The sequence below is a fragment of the Flavobacterium hibernum genome, assembly GCF_000832125.1.
GTDB lineage: Bacteria > Bacteroidota > Bacteroidia > Flavobacteriales > Flavobacteriaceae > Flavobacterium > Flavobacterium hibernum.
Genome location: NZ_JPRK01000005.1, coordinates 406090 through 428054 on the forward strand (window position 1 = coordinate 406090; position 21965 = coordinate 428054).

General features: G+C 34.0%; 13 protein-coding genes. 9 read left to right on the forward strand and 4 right to left on the reverse strand.

The window, feature by feature from the left end:
• Positions 1-9 precede the first annotated feature (9 nt).
• The gene (locus IW18_RS06075; RefSeq protein ID WP_041516685.1) at positions 10-2481 is read right to left on the reverse strand and encodes a bifunctional UDP-N-acetylmuramoyl-tripeptide:D-alanyl-D-alanine ligase/alanine racemase; all 2472 of its coding nucleotides are present in this window, start codon (positions 2479-2481) and stop codon (positions 10-12) included.
• A 331-nt stretch (positions 2482-2812) separates the two neighbouring features.
• On the opposite strand from IW18_RS06075, the gene IW18_RS06080 reads away from it, so the two are divergent.
• Positions 2813-3418 (forward strand): hypothetical protein, encoded by a 606-nt coding sequence (locus IW18_RS06080; protein WP_041516686.1) that lies wholly within the window; start codon positions 2813-2815, stop codon positions 3416-3418.
• Here the strand turns inward: IW18_RS06080 and IW18_RS06085 are convergent.
• On the reverse strand, positions 3413-4147 hold the full coding sequence (locus IW18_RS06085) for a porin family protein (RefSeq protein WP_316931572.1): 735 nt from the start codon (positions 4145-4147) through the stop codon (positions 3413-3415). The two genes, IW18_RS06080 and IW18_RS06085, sit on opposite strands and share 6 nt — an antisense overlap.
• Positions 4148-4338: 191 nt before the next feature.
• Between IW18_RS06085 and IW18_RS06090 the strand changes: the two genes are divergently transcribed.
• The 4 genes from IW18_RS06090 to IW18_RS06105 all read left to right on the forward strand — a co-directional run bounded on the left by IW18_RS06090 (position 4339) and on the right by IW18_RS06105 (position 10713).
• A complete protein-coding gene (locus tag IW18_RS06090) occupies positions 4339-4692 on the forward strand; it encodes a hypothetical protein (protein WP_041516687.1) in 354 nt (117 codons plus the stop codon).
• Between the two features lie 159 nt (positions 4693-4851).
• Positions 4852-7059 (forward strand): TonB-dependent receptor, encoded by a 2208-nt coding sequence (locus tag IW18_RS06095; RefSeq protein ID WP_041516688.1) that lies wholly within the window; start codon positions 4852-4854, stop codon positions 7057-7059.
• Between the two features lie 159 nt (positions 7060-7218).
• Positions 7219-9327 (forward strand): prolyl oligopeptidase family serine peptidase, encoded by a 2109-nt coding sequence (locus IW18_RS06100; protein ID WP_041516689.1) that lies wholly within the window; start codon positions 7219-7221, stop codon positions 9325-9327.
• A gap of 393 nt (positions 9328-9720) precedes the next feature.
• The gene (locus IW18_RS06105; RefSeq protein WP_041516690.1) at positions 9721-10713 is read left to right on the forward strand and encodes a Gfo/Idh/MocA family protein; all 993 of its coding nucleotides are present in this window, start codon (positions 9721-9723) and stop codon (positions 10711-10713) included.
• A gap of 178 nt (positions 10714-10891) precedes the next feature.
• Here the strand turns inward: IW18_RS06105 and IW18_RS06110 are convergent, their stop codons facing one another.
• Entirely contained in the window at positions 10892-11863 is a 972-nt protein-coding gene (locus IW18_RS06110; RefSeq protein ID WP_041516691.1) for an outer membrane beta-barrel protein, read from the reverse strand.
• Between the two features lie 177 nt (positions 11864-12040).
• Positions 12041-16579: a DNA polymerase III subunit alpha gene (gene dnaE, locus IW18_RS06115; RefSeq protein WP_041516692.1), complete on the reverse strand. Its 4539-nt coding sequence runs from the start codon at positions 16577-16579 to the stop codon at positions 12041-12043.
• Positions 16580-17239: 660 nt separating this feature from the next.
• On the opposite strand from dnaE, the gene leuC reads away from it, so the two are divergent.
• The 4 genes from leuC to IW18_RS06135 all read left to right on the forward strand — a co-directional run bounded on the left by leuC (position 17240) and on the right by IW18_RS06135 (position 21873).
• Positions 17240-18634, forward strand: a complete 1395-nt coding sequence (leuC, locus tag IW18_RS06120; RefSeq protein ID WP_041516693.1) for a 3-isopropylmalate dehydratase large subunit — start codon at positions 17240-17242, stop codon at positions 18632-18634.
• A gap of 164 nt (positions 18635-18798) precedes the next feature.
• Positions 18799-19395, forward strand: coding sequence for a 3-isopropylmalate dehydratase small subunit (leuD, locus tag IW18_RS06125; protein WP_041516694.1), 597 nt, complete (start codon positions 18799-18801; stop codon positions 19393-19395).
• 134 nt (positions 19396-19529) lie between these two features.
• The gene (locus tag IW18_RS06130; RefSeq protein WP_041516695.1) at positions 19530-20318 is read left to right on the forward strand and encodes a methyltransferase domain-containing protein; all 789 of its coding nucleotides are present in this window, start codon (positions 19530-19532) and stop codon (positions 20316-20318) included.
• A 34-nt stretch (positions 20319-20352) separates the two neighbouring features.
• A complete protein-coding gene (locus IW18_RS06135; RefSeq protein ID WP_041516696.1) occupies positions 20353-21873 on the forward strand; it encodes an alpha-isopropylmalate synthase regulatory domain-containing protein in 1521 nt (506 codons plus the stop codon).
• Positions 21874-21965 lie beyond the last annotated feature (92 nt).

Below are 21965 nucleotides of genomic sequence, written 5' to 3' on the forward strand. Positions count from 1 at the left end.
TTGTTAAAATTATCTAAAAAACACTCTTTTTACCCTTTGAGAAATACTGGTCATGATTTCATACGGAATGGTTTTTAGTGCCGCAGCCATTTCAATAACTGTTGGGCTTTCGCCAAAAATAATTACGGAGTCTCCTTCTTTGCAATCGATATTACTTACATCGACCATTAGCATATCCATACAAACACTTCCTAAAATAAATGCTTTTTGATTCTTAATCACAACATAGCCAACTTGATTGCCCCACAATCTCGAAATTCCGTCGGCGTAGCCAATTGGGATTGTTGCGATTTTTGTTTCCTTTTCGGCCATAAAGCGGCGTCCGTATCCTACGCTATCTCCACTTGGAATCGTACGAACTTGTGAAATAATCGATTTTAATGTCCCAACATTTTCTAAGTATTTCTGCTCAGACGGATCGTTTGAAACGCCATATAAACCAATTCCTAAACGCACCATATTAAACTGCGCTTTTGGAAAGTTGGTTATTCCGGACGTATTTAGAATATGTCGAATTGGATTAATATCTAATGCTGAGATTAATTTTGAAGATAATTTATCGAAGAGATCAATCTGGGAAATCACAAAATCAAAATGCTTCAATTCATCGCTTGTTGCTAAATGAGACAAAACACTTTTTACTTTTACTGTTGAGTTCCCTTTTAAAGTTTGAATGAGTTCGTCGAGTGTATTCTCTTCAAAACCTAAACGATGCATTCCTGTATCGAGTTTTATATGAATTGGGAAGTTTTTTAATTTTCTTTCTTCGGCAATTTTTAAAAATGCTTTTAATCCTTTAATACTATAAATTTCGGGTTCTAATTGATATTGAATTATCGATGGAAAACTGGTAGACTCCGGATTTAAAACCATAATTGGTAATTTTATTCCGCCATTTTTAAGTGAAATTCCTTCATCGGCGAAAGCCACACCCAAATAATCTACTTTATGATGTTCGAGTAATTTTGCTATTTCTAGACCTCCGTTTCCGTAACCAAATGCTTTAACCATGACCATGATTTTTACATCATCGGCCAACTTTGATTTGTAATAATTTAAATTGTGACTTATGGAATCCAGATTGATTTCGAGAACTGTTTCATGTGTTTTCTCTTCGAGCAAAGCAACAATTTCCTCAAACTGAAATGATCTTGCTCCTTTTATTAATATCGTTTCGCTATTAAAATTCAAACTTTCAAATTGCGCAATAAACTCGGCAGTATTTTGAAATGTAATACAGTTTGAAAACTTTCCTGCAAAAGAAGAAATAGTTGCCCCGATACCAATAACGCGATTTACATTATTATCTGAAATCAATTGGGCAACTTTAGAATACAATTCTTCATTTGAGAATCCGCTTTGAAAAATATCAGATAGAATAACCGTTTTTGTAGCATTCTTTTTTTGCTGACTTTCCAGAAAATCTAAAGCTATTTTTAACGATTGAAAGTCTGAGCTATAACTGTCATCAATAATACTGCAATTATTGATTCCGTTTTTAACCTCCAAACGCATTTGTACCGGATAAAGCATTTGAACACGATTTTGTATCGTATCAAAATCATATTTAAAATACAATAAAACCAACAAACATGAAATTGCATTTTCTACTGATGCTGAATCACTAAATGGAATTTTTAAATCGAAAAATTCACTTTGATATTGATATTGAATGGTTGTTGTTTCGTTTGTGTTTTCTCTTTCTAAGATAAATACATCAGAAGTATTATCTGTAAAACTCCAAGAAAAAAGGACTCTGTCCTTTAGTGGATAACGTTCGCAAAACACTTCTAGACAAAGATCTACAAGCTGATTTTTTTGATAAATAATCGTTGTAGCATTTTTGAAAAGGAGTAATTTTTCGTTGATTTTTTGTTCCAGATTTTGAAATCCTTCATCGTGTGCAGAACCAATATTAGTTAAAACACCAATATTAGGTTTAATGATTTTTTCGAGCTTAATCATTTCGTCAACGGTCGAAATTCCAGCTTCAAAAATACCTAAATTATGTTTCGCATTAATGGCAATTACAGACAACGGAACTCCAACCTGAGAGTTATAACTCTTTGGACTTCTAATAATATTGTAATCTGGACTCAACAAAAAATTGAGCCATTCTTTTACGATTGTTTTTCCATTACTTCCAGTTAACCCAATTACAGGAAAATCGAATAAATTACGATAATAACCCGCAAATTGCTGCAATGCATTTAAGGTGTTTTTGACTAATAGAAAATTGGCTTTTCCTTTGACATTTTCAGGAATGTATTGCACAACGAAGTTCTGAACACCTTTTTCAATAAGTTCAGCTATATATAAATGAGCATCATTATTAACACCTGACAAGGCAATAAATAAAGTTTTTGATCCGTTTTGTAATGAACGGCTGTCAATCGATATGTGATCAACAAAAATATCAGTGTCAGAGCCAATCCATTCGGCATCAAGAACCGAGATAAGGCTTTTTATGTTTATACTCATTTAGAATTTCTTTTTGTCAAATTTAAAAAAAGGTTTGCCACTTATTTCACAAATTTTCACTAATTCTTTGCCGATGTATTTTTTGTCACAGATTAATAAACTGAGAAAAAAGGTTGCCACGAATTTCACTAATTTTCACTAATTCTTTGTCGATATATTTTTGCCACAGATTAAAAAGATTCTCATAGATTTAAAAAAAATCTCCATGAATTTTCACTCAGTAAATTCGTGAAATTCATGGCGGAATAGAAATCTTATTAATCTGTGGCAAAAGAATAAGTCAAAAACCATTATTTCCTTATATTTGTTGAGGACCACTAAATACTGCATTTTGAAAAGATTATTGCCTTTATTCTCCTATATCTTACATCCGATTTTTATTTCGATGTATGCCACATTATTTTATCTTTTTTGCAAAAACGATATTTTTAGTAATCAGGAAAAATATTATGTTTTGTTTCAAATTCTGATCATTACGATTTTGGTTCCAATTTTATTTTTCTTGTTGCTTCGTTCAACCGGAAATGTAAATTCAGTAATGTTACCCGATGTTTCTCAACGTAGAATTCCTTTAGTGCTGCAATGCTTTTTGTATATTTTGTTGGTAAAAAGAAGTATTATAATTTCCCGATATCCGGAGCTTCATTTCTTTTTTCTGGGCGCTTTATTTAGTACAATTTTGGCCTTAATTTGCTCGTTATTTAAAATAAAGGTTAGCTTGCATATGCTGGCAATTAGCGGTTTAACCATTTTTGTTATCGGAATGAATATTCATCTTCAAATGCAAAATCCTTATTGGGCAGCTTTCTTGATTTTAATGACAGGAATTGTAGCATCTTCGCGTTTAGAAATGGAAGCACATACTCCTAAAGAACTTTTTCTTGGATTATTAATTGGGATATTACCGCAGTTGCTTTTCTTATTTTTGTGGTTATAAAATGTAGAAGATCAAACCAATATTCATCGCTTTCACATTGATACTTTCGCCTGAAATGGTTTTAACGGATTTATCGAACAATCCATTTAAACCGTAATAGCAATATACATTCCAGGTATTATATCCTGCCGAAACGTAAACTCCATATTGAAATTGATTGACGTCTTTATTATTGGAGATTTTATAAGTGCTTTCTCCGTCTTTTAAAATTGATTTATCTGAGAATATGTAACTTAATTTTACTCCACTATAAATCCTCCAAAACTTATAGCTTTCATAAGTTGAATTTCTCCATCTAAACTCAATTGGGACATCTACTGAATATTGTTTATATCTATTCGAAACAAATTGACCACTATCGTTTACCCCATAAATCAAATCTCCAGTTGGACCTTTAGAAATTGTAAGATTTTGATAAAAATTCTGATAACTTAATCCTAAACCTGCTGCAATTGCAATTGTTCTGGTTTTGTTAATTGGCATATCACGCAAAAAACCTGCTGAAAGTCCTGCCGAAAATTTATCTTGTTTTAAACCTGTTGGACCATTCATTAAAAGATTATAAGTAACCGAAAAATAAAACTGATCTTCACGATATAAGGAATCAATTTTAACCACAGGTTTTACTTCCGGCTTTACATCTTGTGAAAAAGCATTGAAAAACGACACTAAAAACAAACAACTAAAAAGTAATCGCATATTGTATTTTGGTTTTAAAGAGGTTTTCAAGTAAACGTTTTTTAAAGGTTATTTATTTTACTTACAAATATAATATAATGCTAGTTCAGGAGACGATTAGAAAGCAATTATTCTGTTTTTGATTAAGAATAAAAGATTTTGCTGAAGTTTTTTCAATGAATCTACAATAGAATCTAAAAAATGAATCTATTTTCTTCAGATCTTTTATACCTTTGTCCTGCATGAAAAGAAAGCAGCTCATATTAAGTGTTTCTTTGGCTTTAACGGTATTGTTCTCAATATTGTTTCAGTCGATACACAGTTATGAGCATATTGTAAAGCAACTTTCAGAAAAACAATGTCATCACAATTATAATGATCCTAATGGCGAAATCACGCATCAACATCATGATTATGATGTTTGTTTTGTGTGTCATTTTGTTTTTGGAAGTTATATTGTACCAGAAAAATTTGCTTTCGAATTTCGTACTTTCAGCAGCGAAATTCCTTATTTTTTCTCTCTTTCAGAAAAAGTATTTTCACTTTCCGAAAGTGTTTATTTATTACGCGGTCCTCCCGCTGCTCTAGTTTCTTAATTTCGAAAACATTCGAAATAAATTCAAAATCTTTCTAATCTAATTCAAAAAAATTAGTTGTTTTCTCGATTTCGAAACTCTTCGGAACGAAAACCTCACTGTATCTTTTTGTTTTTATTTTAAAGACTCAAAATCAATTAACTATAGCATCATTTTCAAATGAAAAAACTAATAATAGCCCTTATTTTAGGGTTCACGAGCTTTTTATCTGCTCAAAATACTGCATCTGGAACGGTAATCGATCTTCAGAACAAACCTTTAGCTAACGTTTCTGTTTATGCGCCAGAATTGCATAAGGGAACAACTACAGATGAAAACGGAAAATACGAATTTAAGAATCTTCCAAACGGAAGCTTTAGAGTTACTTTTACTCTGGTAGGTTTTACTACTCAAAATAAAACGATCTCAAAATTATTAAAACAGAATACTATTGATATTACACTTACTGAATCTATTTTTGAAATGGATGAAGTTGTAGTTTCGACACCATTTAACAAGTTGCAATCGCAAAACGTTATGAAGGTTGAACACGAAAGTATTAAAACTTTACAACAAAAAGGAACATCGACATTAATTGAAGGTTTGGCAACAATTCCGGGAGTTTCTCAAATTTCTACCGGAACTTCGATTGGGAAACCGGTAATTCGTGGTCTTAGCGGAAATCGTGTTTTGGTGTATTCTCAAGGTGTTCGTATCGAAAATCAACAATTTGGTGACGAGCATGGTTTAGGTTTAAATGATGCGGGAATCGAAAGTGTAGAAGTTATTAAAGGACCTGCTTCTTTATTATATGGCTCTGACGCTCTTGGTGGAGTTTTATATTTTAATCCTGAAAAATTTGCTGACGCGAATACTTTTAAGGCTAATTTCAGTCAAAAATATTTCACTAATACGCAAGGAAGCAATTCTTCTATTGGTTTAAAAACATCTACTGACAATTGGAAATTTTTGGTTCGCGGAAGTTTCAACACACATTCTGATTATAAAATTCCTGATGGAGATCGCGTAACTAATACACGTTATAACGAAACCGATTTTAAAACAGGAATTGGTTACAGCAACTCCACTTTCTCGAGTGTTTTGAGATACAATTACAACAAACTTGATCTTGGAATTCCGGAAGATGGTATAGGAGAGCAATCGTCGAGCAAAAATACGATGTTTCCTAGACAAGGAATTTTTAATCATTTATTGAGTTTAAACAATGTTATCTTTTTTGAGAATTCGAAACTTGATGTTGACTTAGGATATATTGCCAATGACAGAAGTGAATTTGAAGACAGCAACAATGCTTCGCTTCATATGAAATTGAACACTTTTAATTATAATGCTAAATATCATTTTCCGAAGCTAGGAAAAATTGAAACGATTTTGGGTGTACAGGGAATGCATCAAACGAATGCTAATTTTGGTGAAGAATACTTAATTCCTGATGCAACAACAAACGATATTGGCGTTTTTGGAACTGCAAATTACGAATGGAAAAGTAGTGTTTTACAGGCGGGTTTACGTTTTGACAACAGAAATATTACCTCGCAAGCACACGGAATTGAAGGTGAAGAAGGTTATTTCCTGCCTTTAGATAGATCTTTTGACAGCTTTAATGCATCTTTAGGATATAAAACTAAACTGGCTGAACCGTTAACGCTTCGACTCAATGTTGCCAGCGGATTTAGAGCGCCAAATTTAGCTGAGCTAACATCAAATGGAGTTCATGAAGGAACGAACCGATATGAAATTGGAAATGCCAACTTAAAAACAGAACAAAACGTTCAGACTGATTTGAATTTAGAATACAAAAACACGCATTTTGAATTCTTCATCAATGGGTTTTACAATCATGTAAACAATTATATCTATACTTCGCCAACTGGAGAAGTTCGTGATGACAACGATGTTTTTGCCTACATACAGAATAATGCAAATTTATATGGTGGTGAAGTTGGCTTGCACTTTCATCCACATCCTTTAGATTGGTTGCATTTTGAAACTAGTTTTGAAACTGTAACGGGTAAAAAACAAAACGGTGATTATTTACCTTTAATTCCTGCAAACAATTGGAACAACACTTTAAGAACTGAATTTAAAATTAAAAATTGGTTCGAAGAAGGATATGCTTCTTTAAATGTTTCATCGACTTTTAATCAGAATAATGTAAGTGGTTTCGAAACAGCTTCTAACGGATATACTCTGGTAAACTTAGGATTTGGAGGAACTGTAAAACTAGGCAAACATGCTTTTGATGTTAATTTGAACGGAAACAATTTATTCGACAAAAAATATATTGCTCACCTTTCAAGATTAAAAACAGACGGTATTCCAAATATTGGAAGAAACATTGTTTTAGGAGTAAACTTTAATCTCTAACATTTTTTAACCACATAATTTAAACCATATAAGTCATATAAGTAAATATAAACTAAGTCTTTAATTAAATGAACTTATATGACTTATATGGTTTAACTTTTTCAATTACGTTTTCACAACAAAAAGCGTTATTTTTGTTACAACTGTTAAACATAAACTATGAAAAAAACATTTCTTCTAATGGCAATTACAACTGCAGGAATTTCATTTGGACAAAATAAGATTCAATATCCCCAAACCAAAAAAGGCGAAACAGTTGATGTCTATTTTGATACTAAAGTTAATGATCCTTATCGTTGGCTTGAAGATGATAAATCTGCCGAAACTGGAGCTTGGGTAAAAGCTCAAAATGAAGTTACTTATGGTTATTTAGATAAAATTCCTTTCCGTGATGAACTTAAAAAACGCATGGAAAAACTTTGGAACTATGAAAAAATCAGCGCTCCCTATGTAGAAGGAAAATTTACTTATTATTCTAAAAATAACGGACTTCAAAATCAATCTGTTGTTTACAGAAAAGGACAAGATGGTAAAGAAGAAGTTTTTTTAGATCCTAACACGTTCTCTAAAGACGGAACAACATCTCTTGGTGGTTTGGATTTTTCTAAAGATGGAAACAAAGCTGCTTACGCTATTTCTGAAGGTGGAAGCGATTGGAGAAAAGTGATTATTATTGATGCTTTGTCTAAAAAAGTTCTCGAAGACACTTTGGTTGATGTAAAATTTAGCGGAATTTCATGGCACGGTAACGAAGGATTTTACTACTCTAGTTACGAGAAACCAAAAGGAAGCGAATTATCTGCAAAAACAGATCAACACAAATTGTACTTTCACAAACTTGGAACTTCTCAAAAAGACGATAAAGTTATTTTTGGTGCAGATCAAAAACGCAGATATGTTGGCGGTTATGTAACCGAAGACGATCGTTATTTAGTAATCTCAGCAGCCAATTCTACTTACGGAAACGAATTGTACATTAAAGATCTTACTGTGGCCAATAGTCCAATTATTACGATTGTAGACAATTTTAATAGTGACAACCAGATTATTGCAAATGAAGGAAGCAAATTATTTATCGAAACCGACTTTAAAGCTCCTAATAAGCGTGTTGTTTCTGTTGATTTTAGCAACCCAAAACCTGAAAACTGGAAAGATTTTATAAAGGAAACTAGTGATATTTTATCACCTTCAACTGGTGCTGGATTCTTTTTTGCCAACTACACTAAAGATGCAGTATCATTTGTACAACAATTCGATTACAACGGAAAATTAGTTCGCGAAATCAAACTTCCTGCTGTAGGAACCGCTGGTGGTTTTGGTGGAAAAAAACACGATAAAATAGTGTACTATAGCTTTACTAATTATACAACTCCGGGAACAATTTACTCATTTGAACCAAAATCCGGCAAATCTGAAATTTATCAAAAACCAAAAGTTGATTTTAAAAGCGAAGATTACGAATCTAAACAAGTATTTTATACTTCAAAAGATGGGACTAAAATTCCGATGATTATTACCTATAAAAAAGGATTAAAATTAAACGGTAAAAACCCAACTATTCTTTATGCTTACGGTGGATTCAACATTAGTTTAACGCCAAGTTTCAGCATTGCAAATGCGGTTTGGATGGAAAACGGAGGAGTTTATGCTGTTGCCAATTTAAGAGGTGGTGGTGAATACGGTAAAAAATGGCATGATGCGGGAACTAAATTGCAAAAACAAAATGTATTTGACGATTTTATTGCTGCTGGCGAATATTTAATTGCGCAAAAATATACTTCATCAGATTTCTTAGCTATTCGCGGAGGTTCTAACGGAGGTTTATTAGTTGGAGCTACAATGACACAACGCCCGGATTTAATGAAGGTTGCATTGCCTGCTGTTGGTGTAATGGATATGTTACGTTACCATACTTTTACTGCTGGTGCAGGTTGGGCTTACGATTACGGAACTGCTCAGGATAGTAAAGAAATGTTTGAATACCTTAAAGGATATTCTCCAGTTCACAATGTTAAAAAAGGAGTTCAATATCCTGCGACTATGGTTACAACTGGTGATCATGACGATCGTGTTGTTCCTGCACACAGTTTTAAATTTGCTGCTGAATTGCAAGACAAACAAACTGGTCCTAATCCGGTTTTAATTCGTATTGATGTAAAAGCTGGTCACGGAGCAGGAAAATCTGTTGCTGCAACCATTCAGGAAAATGTAGACATTCAAGCGTTCACACTTTACAATATGGGTTTTAAAGCTTTACCTAAAAAATAAAGATTTAAGTTTTAATTTATTAGCCACGAATTCACGAATTATTTTTGTGAGTTCGTGGCTTATTTTTATCATGACTTTCACAAGAAATTTTGTTTCTGCTTGAGAATTTTACCGCAAAGCACGCAAAGTTTTTATACAGAAGTATCTTCAGAAGAGGCAAAGTTCGCAAAGCTTTGTATTGAGCCAGCTTTGCGAACTTTGTATTTTTACAAAGCCAAACTAGTACAAAAACTTTGCGTGCTTTGCGGTAAATTAACTCTGTTTAAAATAAAATTCGTGAATTCGTGGCTAACTTTTTACTAATCCATATATTATAACCGCAAATAATTAGTGAAAATTAGTGAAATTAGTGGCAAACCTTTTTTAAATTTGAAATAACTAAAAAACCAAAAAATGAAAATTGTAAAATGGGGAATTATAGGTTGCGGTAATGTAACTGAAGTAAAAAGTGGTCCTGCTTTTCAAAAAACACCCAACTCAGCATTAGTTGCTGTAATGCGAAGAGATGCTGCTCTTGCAGAAGATTACGCCAAACGACATAATGTTCCTAAATGGTATTCGAAAGCTATTGATTTAATCAACGATCCAGAAGTTGATGCCGTATATATTGCTACTCCGCCATCATCTCATAAAGAATATACTATGTTATGTGCCAAAGCCGGAAAACCGGTTTACGTAGAAAAACCAATGGCCTTAAATTTTGAAGAATGCAACGAAATGATCAGCGTTTGCAAAGAACATAATGTACCGTTGTTTGTTGCTTATTACAGAAGAAGTTTGCCTCGCTTTTTAAAGATAAAAGAACTTATTGATCAAAATAAAATTGGAACTGTAAGACACGTAAACTGCGTTTTATATCACCCGTTTGAAGAAAGATACGATGACGAAATCAATTTGCCTTGGACTGTTTTACCACATATTTCTGGTGGCGGAATATTTGTCGATCTAGCTTGCCATACTTTAGACTTTTTGGATTTTGTTTTTGGTCCAATAAAATCTGTTCGCGGTCATGCAAGTTCTCAACTTAAAGCATATCCTGCCGAAGATTCTGTTTCCATGTCTTTTTTATTTGAAAACGGAATTCACGGAACTGGTTTATGGAATTTTGCCAGTTTTGAACGTTACGACAATACCGACATTGTAGGTGATAAGGGAAAAATTTCTTTCTCTACTTTTGGAAATGATCCAATACACATTCAATATGTAAATGGGGAAAAAGAAAGTATCACAATCGAAAATCCGCTTCATATTCAACAACCACTTGTCGAAACTGTTGTTGCAGAAATCCTAGGTAAAGAAGGTGTAAATCCATCAAAAGGAACATCGGCAGCAAGAACAACTTGGGTTATTGATGAAGTTTTGAAAGAGTTTAGAAATTCTAAATAATTATTAAAATATTACTTCATTTCACCATCCTATAAAACCCGACGGTTTTTTAAAACCTGTCGGGTTTGGTTCAAACGTATCATTTCTCCCTTCGGTCGAAATGACAAAAAACTTAAAACAAAAAAAAAGAGGATATTCAATGAATATCCTCTTTTTTTTGCAATATAATTTTCTAAAATTATAGGCTATATTTAAGACCTAAAGTCAAACCTAAACCTGAAATTCCAACATATGTACTAACATCATCAGTAGCTTTAGTATTATCAAAACCAGCTGCATTAGTTACTTTACTATTTGAAGTAGAATTGATTGTCTCAACATATTTAGTATGACTTGCAGAGTATGATGCATCAGGACGGAAAGTAGTTGGAGTATTTAATTTATCAACACCATTTTCAGTATATATTTCAGTTTCTTTAGTTTTTCCGTGTACAGTAAAATTACGGTATTCTAATTCAGCAAAAGCCGAAATATGTTTTCCTAATTTATAAGAAGTACCTATAGAAGCCATAAAACCAAGTGATGGATTAGGTTTTACAACATCTTTTGAATAAGCATTTGTTGAAGCAACTTGATTAGCGCCTACAAATGTTGTGTATTGTCTGTCAGTTTTAATATCTAATGTTCCGTGAACTGGAACAATAACTCCAACTTTAGTATATGGCTCAAAACCATGAGCTTCACCTAAAAACATTACAAGTGCTGGAGCTAAATCAAAAGCTTTAATTTCTCCTTCTGCAGTAAAACTCAAGTAAGTTGCTGCCGGACTTGTTGCTGGATTATATGAAATAAGTCTATCAGTAGTTTGCGCCATCGTTTTAGTATTACTAACATAGTAATTTGCAGCCATCTCAACTCCTAAACGTGGAGAAAAACGGTAACCAGCAGTAATTCCACTTCTAAAACCTTGTCCAAAAGAACCTGTAATACCTTCTCTTGAAACCAATTTATTATTTGCTAATGTACCTGCATAGACATCTCTATTTGGTAATTGTCCGCCAACAGTTGGAAACTCTGTAGAAGCAGTTTGGTTGAAATATGATCCACCCAATTTAAAATACCAACTTTCTGGTTTATCCGCTTTTTCAGTCTGCGCCATAGTAGCCATAGAGCAAACTAATAATCCTAATAAAAATAGGTTCTTTTTCATAATTCTGATTTAATTAATTTTTACAAACATAGATTATTTTAACATAATCTTATAGTTTGCATAGTTAGACTTGGTACGAAATCGTTGTAATTTTAGGCAATATTACTAAAAAACTATTATGCGTGCATATTTTTAACATTAAAAAAATGCATAATCTCAAATTTTAACTGTTAAAATTTAGTTCAGCTTAAAATTTACCTGCATCTTTTCTAATTCTATCAATAACTCCGTCGAAATCTTAACTTTTAACCTACGGCTTGGCATCGATAATTTTGTCACAACTTTTATTTCTTCAACTTCATTTACCTCTTGAATTTTAGTTTCTTCAATTGATGCTTCAGTGTCTTCATTCTCGTCGACAAAAACGGCGTCTTCAGTTTCTTCAAAATCAGTAGGAGTTTCTACTTCAACCAAACGTTTTATCTTTTCTAACTCCATGATTTCAAAAGTCACAGAATTGTCACCTTTATTTTCACTAAACAAGCGACTTAACGAATGAATAAACTCTTCTTGCAAGTCTTTTATATTTAATAATAAAATCAATTTTTTGGCAAAAGCTTCTAAGATATCCTGCAACTGTCTAATCTCGACAAATTGCATTCTAGGATCTGATTTTTTACCGGTATCATGATTTACCCAACCATCTTTTATTAATATTTTTATGAAAGCAAAATTATTCTGAATCAGGAAATGACGGAATTTTAAGTATTCTTCACCAAAAATCTTAAACTCATAACTTTCATCATAACCTTCTAAATTAAATACAGCCCAACCTTTTCCGTTTTTTGCCACACGATGTTGTACGTTATTAATGATTCCGGCAAAATTTAGATTTTTACCCACGAATTCATTCATACTCTTAAGCGATTCTAATCGGGAATTACAGAAGTACTTCATTTCAAATCTAAAATCGTCGAGAGGATGTCCGGAAATATAGATTCCAACTACTTCTTTCTCTTTCGCTAGTTTCTCCATCGTGCTCCAATCTTCGCATGGAGGCACAACTGGCTCATCAATTTGCACTTCACTGGTTTCTCCAAACAAACTTACTTGCGATGAATTTTCGTTTTCCTGAAACTTAGATCCATAACGAATTGCTTTTTCATAAAACGTAATTCCGTCGCCATCGTCATGAAAATATTGTGCTCTTGTCGTTCCTTCAAACGAATCAAAACCACCCGCCAAAGCAAGATTTTCGATTGCTTTTTTATTCGCAGCACGCAAATCGATACGTTTTGCCAAATCAAAAATCGATTTGTATTTACCGTCTTTTCTGCTTTCTACAATAGTTGCCACAGCTCCGGAACCTACTCCTTTAATCGCTCCCATACCAAAACGAACAGCATATTCATCATTTACAGTAAACTTATAAAACGACTCGTTTACGTCAGGACCTAAAACCTGTAATCCCATTCGTTTGCATTCTTCCATGAAAAACGATACTTGTTTAATATCATTCATGTTATTCGATAGTACCGCTGCCATGTATTCAGCAGGATAATGCGCTTTAAGATAGGCTGTTTGATACGCAATCCAGGCATAACAAGTCGAGTGTGATTTGTTGAAGGCATAACTCGCAAATGCTTCCCAGTCTTTCCAGATTTTCTCTAAAACTTTTGCATCATGACCTTTTTTTGCCGCTTGTTCTACGAACTTCGGCTTCATTTTATCTAGTACATCTTTTTGTTTCTTACCCATCGCCTTACGCAAAACGTCGGCCTCACCTTTTGTAAAGTCAGCCAAAGATTGCGACAAAAGCATTACCTGCTCTTGGTAAACGGTAATTCCGTAGGTTTCTCCCAAATATTCCTCACAGGCATCTAAATCGTATTTGATTTCTTCTTCTCCGTTTTTTCTTCTTACGAAAGACGGAATATACTCCAAAGGTCCCGGACGATACAAGGCATTCATGGCAATTAAATCTCCAAAAACCGTTGGCTTCAAATCCTTCATGTATTTCTGCATTCCAGGTGACTCGTATTGGAAAATTCCAACGGTTTCACCTCTCTGGAAAAGTGCATAGGTTTCGATATCATCAATCGGAAAAGTATCTGGATCTAAATCAATTCCGTTTCTATATTTTACCAGTTTAACGGTATCTTTAATCAAGGTAAGGGTCTTCAAACCCAAGAAGTCCATCTTCAGCAATCCTGCACTTTCTGCAACCGAGTTATCAAACTGTGTCACATATAAATCAGAATCTTTTGCTGTGGTTACGGGAACGAAATTCGTAATATCCGATGGCGTAATAATTACCCCACAGGCGTGAATTCCGGTATTTCGCATCGAACCCTCAAGAATTTTTGCTTGTTGAATTGTTTCTCCGGCCAAATCATCTTCGTTGGCAATCGCAATCAATTCTTTTACATTATCAAATTCATCAGAACGAAGCGCTTTTTTAACCTCTTCTTCGCTTTCAGAAATAAAACGCGCCAAATTCCATTTAGACGGCATCATTCCCGGAATCAGTTTTGCAATTCTATCGGCCTCAAACAATGGCAAATCTAGTACACGAGCCGTATCACGAATCGCAGATTTGGTCGCCATTTTACCATAGGTAATAATTTGCGCCACCTGATTTTGACCGTATTTATTAATTACATAATCCATAACACGACCACGACCCTCGTCATCAAAATCGATATCAATATCGGGCATGGATACACGGTCAGGATTCAGGAAACGCTCAAAAAGCAAATCATACTTAATAGGGTCAATATTGGTAATTCCCAAACAATAGGCTACGGCAGAACCCGCAGCAGATCCACGACCTGGCCCTACCGAAACGTCCATATTTCTGGCTTCGGCGATAAAATCCTGAACAATAAGGAAGTAACCCGGATATCCTGAATTCGAAATTGTTAATAATTCAAAATCTAAACGTTCCTGAATTGATTCTGTAATTTCTCCATATCGTTTTTTTGCGCCCACCATAGTAAGATGACGCAAATATTTATTCTCACCACGAACTCCGCCATCAGCTTCATCTTCGACAACAACAAACTCTTCAGGAATATCAAATTTAGGAAGCAATACATCTCGATAAAGCGAATAAATCTCTACTTTATCTACAATTTCCTGAATATTAATAATCGAATCAGGCAAATCGGCAAAGAGCTTTTTCATCTCTTCTCCTGACTTATAATAATATTCCTGATTTGGTAATCCGTAACGATATCCACGACCACGACCAATTGGCGTCGCTTGTTTTTCACCATCTTTTACACACAACAAAATGTCGTGCGCATTGGCATCTTCTTTATTTAAATAATAAGTATTGTTTGTCGCAATTAATTTGACATTATGTTTTTGAGAAAATTCAATCAGGGTTTTATTTACACGATTTTCATCTTCCTGATTATGTCGCATAATTTCGAGATAAAAATCATCTCCAAATTGTTCTTTCCACCAAATCAAGGCTTCTTCGGCTTGGTTCTCACCAATGTTCAGAATTTTACTCGGAATTTCTCCGTATAAATTCCCAGACAGAACCATAATGTCTTCCTTATATTGTTCGATAATTTTACGATCAATTCTGGGAACATAATAAAATCCGTTCGTAAAAGCGATCGACGACATTTTTGCCAGATTGTGATAACCTTTTTTATTTTTGGCCAATAATACAACCTGATTTCCGTTGTCTTTTTTGCTTTTATCCAAGTGATTGTCACAAACATTAAACTCGCAACCCACAATTGGTTTTATTTCGGTTTCTGTTGGTTCTTCACCAGCATCAACCAAAGCTTTATTTTTTCCGGATGCCGCTTTATTGTGATTCATAACGGCGCTCACAAAGTGAAAAGCTCCCATCATGTTTCCAGTATCGGTCATCGCCACAGCAGGCATTCCGTTTTTGGCAGTAGCCGCCACAATATTTCCAATACCTATAGTCGATTGTAAAACCGAAAACTGAGTGTGATTGTGTAAATGCGCATATTTTGCCTCTTTAAAATCTTCTCTGTCAGAATGCGAAACTGTAGGTTCTTTACCAACAGATTCTAAAGCTTTTAATTGCTCTCTGATTTTATCAGAAGCTGCTTTTAAATTGATGTGTTTTAAACCAATTAATGGAAACTCCGCAGGATTTTTAGCCTGAAATTCCTTAAAGTACTCCTTCGGAACATCAAGTTCTTCTTTGGTAAAAACTTCTCTTCTAATTAACTCTAAAAAACAACGTGTAGTTGCCTCAACATCGGCAGTTGCGTTGTGCGCTTCCGCGAAAGGTTTATCAAAAAGATAACTGTGCAATTCTGTTAAGGTTGGTAATTTAAACCTACCTCCACGACCTCCCGGAAGTTTTAATAATGAAGCTGTAACTTCTGTACAAGTATCTAAAACCGGCATTGAAGCCATAGGAGAATCAACACCCATTCTATGAAATTCGGCTCCCATAATATTGACATCAAAACCTAAATTCTGACCAACAATAAACTTTGTTTTGCTTAAAGCGATATTAAATTTCTCTAAAACTTCGGCTAGCGTGATTCCATCCGCTTCAGCCAATTCAGTCGAAATTCCGTGAATACGCTCTGCATCATAAGGAATATTGAATCCGTCAGGCTTAACCAAATAATCCTGATGTTCAACAAGCGTTCCCATTTCGTCATGGAGTTGCCAAGCGATCTGAATACAGCGAGGCCAGTTATCAGAATCGGTTATTGGAGCATCCCAGCGTTTCGGTAATCCCGTAGTTTCGGTATCGAATATTAAATACATAAGTTTAAATAGCAAAAATTAAGTTCCAAATTCCAAAGATTTTCCAATATAATTATCTGATTATATGGAGTATAAAAAACTACTTTATAAAAAATGGAAGAAGTTCAAATTTACGCTTTTTTTGGAGATAGAAAATGGATAATTTCCTAAAAAGACATTCTTATGAAGTAATCACTTTTTCTCTTAAAATTCATAAAATTTAATAAAAATACACTTCTTGGATGTCGTAGTATTCATACCGTGTACTGAATCTAAATAACAACCTAAAAACTACTTTAAAAGCCTTCAAAAATCAAAAACACGGCTTTCACTAATAGAATTCAAAAATAACAATTATTACTATTTTTACTCTATTTGTTACATTTTTTTGAATTAATTCTTATATTTTATAGTGATTTTGAGATAAATTTGCAAACTGTTAAAACAAAAAACAATCACGAATAACTAAAGCCGAAAAAGAATAACAAAATGAGTTTCTAAATCATTTTTCTTCCAAAATTGAGTTTACAAAAGCAATTTCGCAATTTGTATTTTAGTTTGGGTATCGTATATAATGAAATATTGAAATTGACCAGTTTGTATCTTTTTTTACTTTTGTTTTCCTATTATAATAAGCAGGAATTGCTGTGGTTATAGAATTACAATTAAAAAAAATAAAAAATGAGTAAGACATTATTTGACAAAGTATGGGATTCACATGTAGTGCGTAAAATTGAAGATGGACCAGATGTGTTTTTTATTGATCGTCATTTCATTCACGAAGTGACAAGTCCTGTTGCTTTTTTAGGATTAAAAGCCAGAGGCGTTAAGGTTTTATACCCTGAACGTACTTTTGCAACTGCAGATCACAATACACCAACCATAAACCAACATTTACCAGTTGAAGATGCACTATCTGCAAATCAGCTTAAAGCTCTTGAAGATAACGCTGCCGAATACGGTATTTCGCACTGGGGATTAGGTCACATTAAAAATGGAATTGTACACGTAGTTGGTCCTGAAAATGGAATTACTTTGCCAGGTGCTACTATTGTTTGTGGAGATTCTCACACGTCTACTCACGGTGCCTTTGGAGCTATTGCTTTTGGTATTGGAACTTCTGAGGTTGAAATGGTGCTTTCTACGCAATGTATCATGCAGCCAAAACCAAAGAAAATGCGTATTAACGTAAATGGTGAATTAAGCAAAGGTGTTGGACCAAAAGACGTTGCTCTTTATATTATTGCCCAATTAACTACTTCTGGAGGAACTGGATATTTTGTTGAATATGCAGGTGATGTTTTCGAAAACATGACTATGGAAGGCCGTATGACGGTTTGTAACTTAAGTATCGAAATGGGTGCAAGAGGTGGAATGATCGCTCCTGACCAAAAAACTTTCGATTTCCTTGAAGGACGTTTATTTGCTCCAAAAGGAGAAACTTGGGATAATGCGGTTGCTTACTGGAAAACTTTGAAAACGGATGATGATGCTGTTTTTGATGCTGAATTAAACATCAAAGCTTCAGATATTGAACCTATGATTACTTATGGTACTAATCCAGGAATGGGAATTGGTATCTCAAAACATATTCCGAATGCCAATCAAGTTGAAGGCGGTGAGGAAACTTACAAGAAATCTTTAGCTTATATGGGCTTTAAAGAAGACGACGTAATGATTGGAAAACCAATTGACTATGTTTTCTTAGGAAGTTGTACAAACGGACGTATTGAAGATTTTAGGGCTTTCGCCGAAATTGTAAAAGGAAGAAAAAAAGCAGATAATGTTACCGCTTGGTTAGTTCCGGGTTCTCACGTTGTGGAAGCTCAAATTAAAGAAGAAGGTATTTTAGATATTCTTACCGAAGCTGGTTTTGTATTACGTCAGCCAGGTTGTTCAGCTTGTTTAGCAATGAATGATGATAAAGTTCCTGCCGGAAAATATGCAGTGAGTACTTCAAACAGAAACTTTGAAGGTCGTCAGGGTCCTGGATCAAGAACATTATTAGCAAGTCCAATTATGGCCGCTGCAGCTGCTGTTACAGGAAAACTAACAGACCCGAGAGAATTATTTTAGATTGGAGATTTTAGATTTTAGATTTCTCACTTTGCGTAATCTTCATCTAAATTTCTTCAAATAAAATGAATCAACATTATTTAATACAAAACATTTTTAGGTTCTAAGTTTAAGTTTTCAAAAGAAAATCTAAAATCTAAAACCTAAAATCTAAAATTTCAAAAATGGCATACGATAAATTTAATATACTTACTAGTAGCGCTGTACCACTACCAATTGAGAACGTAGATACAGATCAAATCATACCAGCTCGTTTCTTAAAAGCTACAAAACGTGAAGGTTTTGGAGACAACCTTTTTAGAGACTGGAGATACAATGGAGATGATACTCCAAAGGCTGATTTCGTTTTAAACGATTCAACTTACTCTGGAAAAATCCTTGTTGGGGGAAAAAACTTCGGTTCAGGATCTTCAAGAGAGCATGCAGCTTGGGCAGTTTACGATTACGGTTTTAGAGCTGTAGTTTCTAGTTTCTTTGCAGATATCTTTAAAGGAAACTGTTTGAATATCGGTGTTTTACCAGTTCAAATTAGCCCGGAATTTGCTGAAACTATTTTCAACGCAATCGAAGCCGATCCTAAAACTGAATTAGAAATCAACTTGCCAAACCAAACCATTACTTTATTGTCAACTGGTCAACAAGAGTCTTTTGCAATTAATGGATACAAAAAGAACAATATGATCAATGGATTTGATGATATTGATTATTTACAAAATATTAAAGAAGATATTGTGGCTTTCGCCGATAAACTTCCGTATTAATAAAATCTCGTTCGATCTATTAGACCCGACAGGTTTTTGAAACCTGTCGGGTCTTTCTAAATCAAATTGACCGAAGCAGCGCTTCAGAAAATAGTCCGTCAAAAAAATAAGTTTTAAAACAATCCTATTTGTAAATGAAAGCCAATAAATATATTGAAAGAGACGAAAATGCAGCAAAAACATTCGACAATAGAAGTTTAGACAAAGATTATAAAAATCTGATTCAGATTTTAAAACCCGGAATGAGCATTTTAGATATTGGTTGCGGAACTGGTTCTATTTCAAAAGACATTGCAAACAACATAGGCCCAACTGGAAAAGTTATTGGAATTGACAATACAGCTAGTTTTATAGAAAGCGGACAGGAATCTTATCAATCGGTTTCTAATTTAGAATTAATTCCAGTTGATTTATTTGATTATAATCCTGATTTAAAATTTGATTTAATTGTTTCCGCCAGAACATTACAATGGCTTAGCAATCCGAAAGAAGCTTTAATAAAAATGAAAACATTATTAAAACCAAACGGTCAAATATCGATTTTAGATTACGATCATACCAATTTAATCTGGAATCCGTTACCTCCGGAAAGTATGCAAGAGTTTTATAAAACTTTTTTGAAATGGAGAGCAGATGCTGGGATGAACAATAAAATTGCCGAAGATTTACCTCAATTATTAAAAGAGGCAGGTTTTCACTCTATCGAGAAGATAAATTCAGATGAAAATTACAGTAGAAAAGATTCTGATTATATATCAAAAATAGGGATTTGGTCAAAAGTAGCCGGTTCTACCCAAATGGTTGATGAAGGTTATTTAGACAATGATTTAAGAATAAAAGCTATTGAAGAATACGATAATTGGATTGAAAACTCAGCCCTTTCAATGACAATGAAATTAAATGAAGTGAGAGGAAAACTATAATTTCACTTTAAAAAAAGGAATACAGACAATCAATATGGAAAAAAGAAAAATTGAAATAATGGACACAACACTCCGTGATGGTGAACAAACCTCAGGAGTATCATTTTCTGCTGCAGAAAAACTTACCATTGCACAATTGTTGTTGGAAGAATTAAATATTGATAGAATCGAAATTGCTTCGGCACGCGTAAGCGAAGGAGAATTTCAAGCCGTAAAAGGCATTACATCTTGGGCAACCGAGAAAGGATACATTGACAGAATCGAAGTGCTGTCGTTTGTAGACGGAGGCGTTTCGATAGAATGGATGAAAAAAGCGGGTGCCAAAGTGCAAAATTTATTGACCAAAGGTTCAATGAATCACTTAACACATCAATTAAAAAAAACTCCGGAACAACACTTTTCTGAAATTGCACAAATCATCGCTTTAGCGAAAGAAAACAATATTGAAACCAATGTTTACTTAGAAGACTGGAGCAACGGAATGCGAAATTCTCCTGAATATGTTTTTCAATTTCTGGACTTTTTGTCGACGCAGCCTGTTAAAAGAATTTTACTTCCTGATACTCTAGGCGTATTAATTCCATCGCAAGCTTTCGAATTTATTTCAAAAATAAGAGTCAAATATCCACAAATACATTTTGATTTTCATGCTCATAACGATTACGATTTAAGCGTTGCCAATGTAATGGAAGCCATAAAAGCGGGTATAAACGGACTTCACGTTACGGTAAACGGAATGGGAGAACGCGCCGGAAATGCTCCGCTAGAAAGCACTGTTGCTGTAATAAACGATTATTTACCAGAAGTAAGCATCAACATAAAAGAAACATCTTTATACACTGTAAGTAAACTAGTTGAAACTTTCACCGGATATAGAATTCCCGCAAACAAACCAATTGTTGGCGATAATGTTTTTACACAAACCGCCGGAATCCATGCCGACGGTGACAATAAAAACAACTTATATTTTAATGATTTACTTCCGGAACGTTTTGGAAGAAAGCGAAAATATGCTTTAGGAAAAACTTCAGGAAAAGCGAATATCGAAAAAAATCTTCAGGAATTAGGTTTAAAATTAAATCAGGAAGATTTAAAATTGGTTACCCAAAGAATTATTGAACTGGGAGATAAAAAAGAAACTGTTACTAAAGAAGATTTACCATACATTATTTCTGATGTTCTGGACAGTCATACTTATGAAGAAAAAATCACAATAGAATCTTATGTATTAATGCATTCAAAAGGAATGCGTCCATCAACCACTTTGCTTTTAAAAATTGACGGTGAAGTTATAGAAGAAAATGCACAAGGCGACGGTCAGTTTGACGCTTTTATGAATGCTTTATCCAAAATTTATAAAAGCAAGAAACTAACACTCCCAAAACTGATTGATTACGCCGTAAGAATCCCGCCCGGAAGTAGTTCTGATGCATTATGCGAAACCATCATAACTTGGGTAAACAACGGAAAAGAATTTAAAACAAGAGGATTAGATTCTGACCAAACCGTTGCCGCAATTATCGCAACGCAAAAAATGTTGAATGTAATTGCTTAATGTAAGGGACAAAGGTTCACAGGAACAAAGGGACAAAGGCTAAAATAAAGTTTTCATCCCAACACCTCTGAACCTTTGTTCCTGTGAACCTT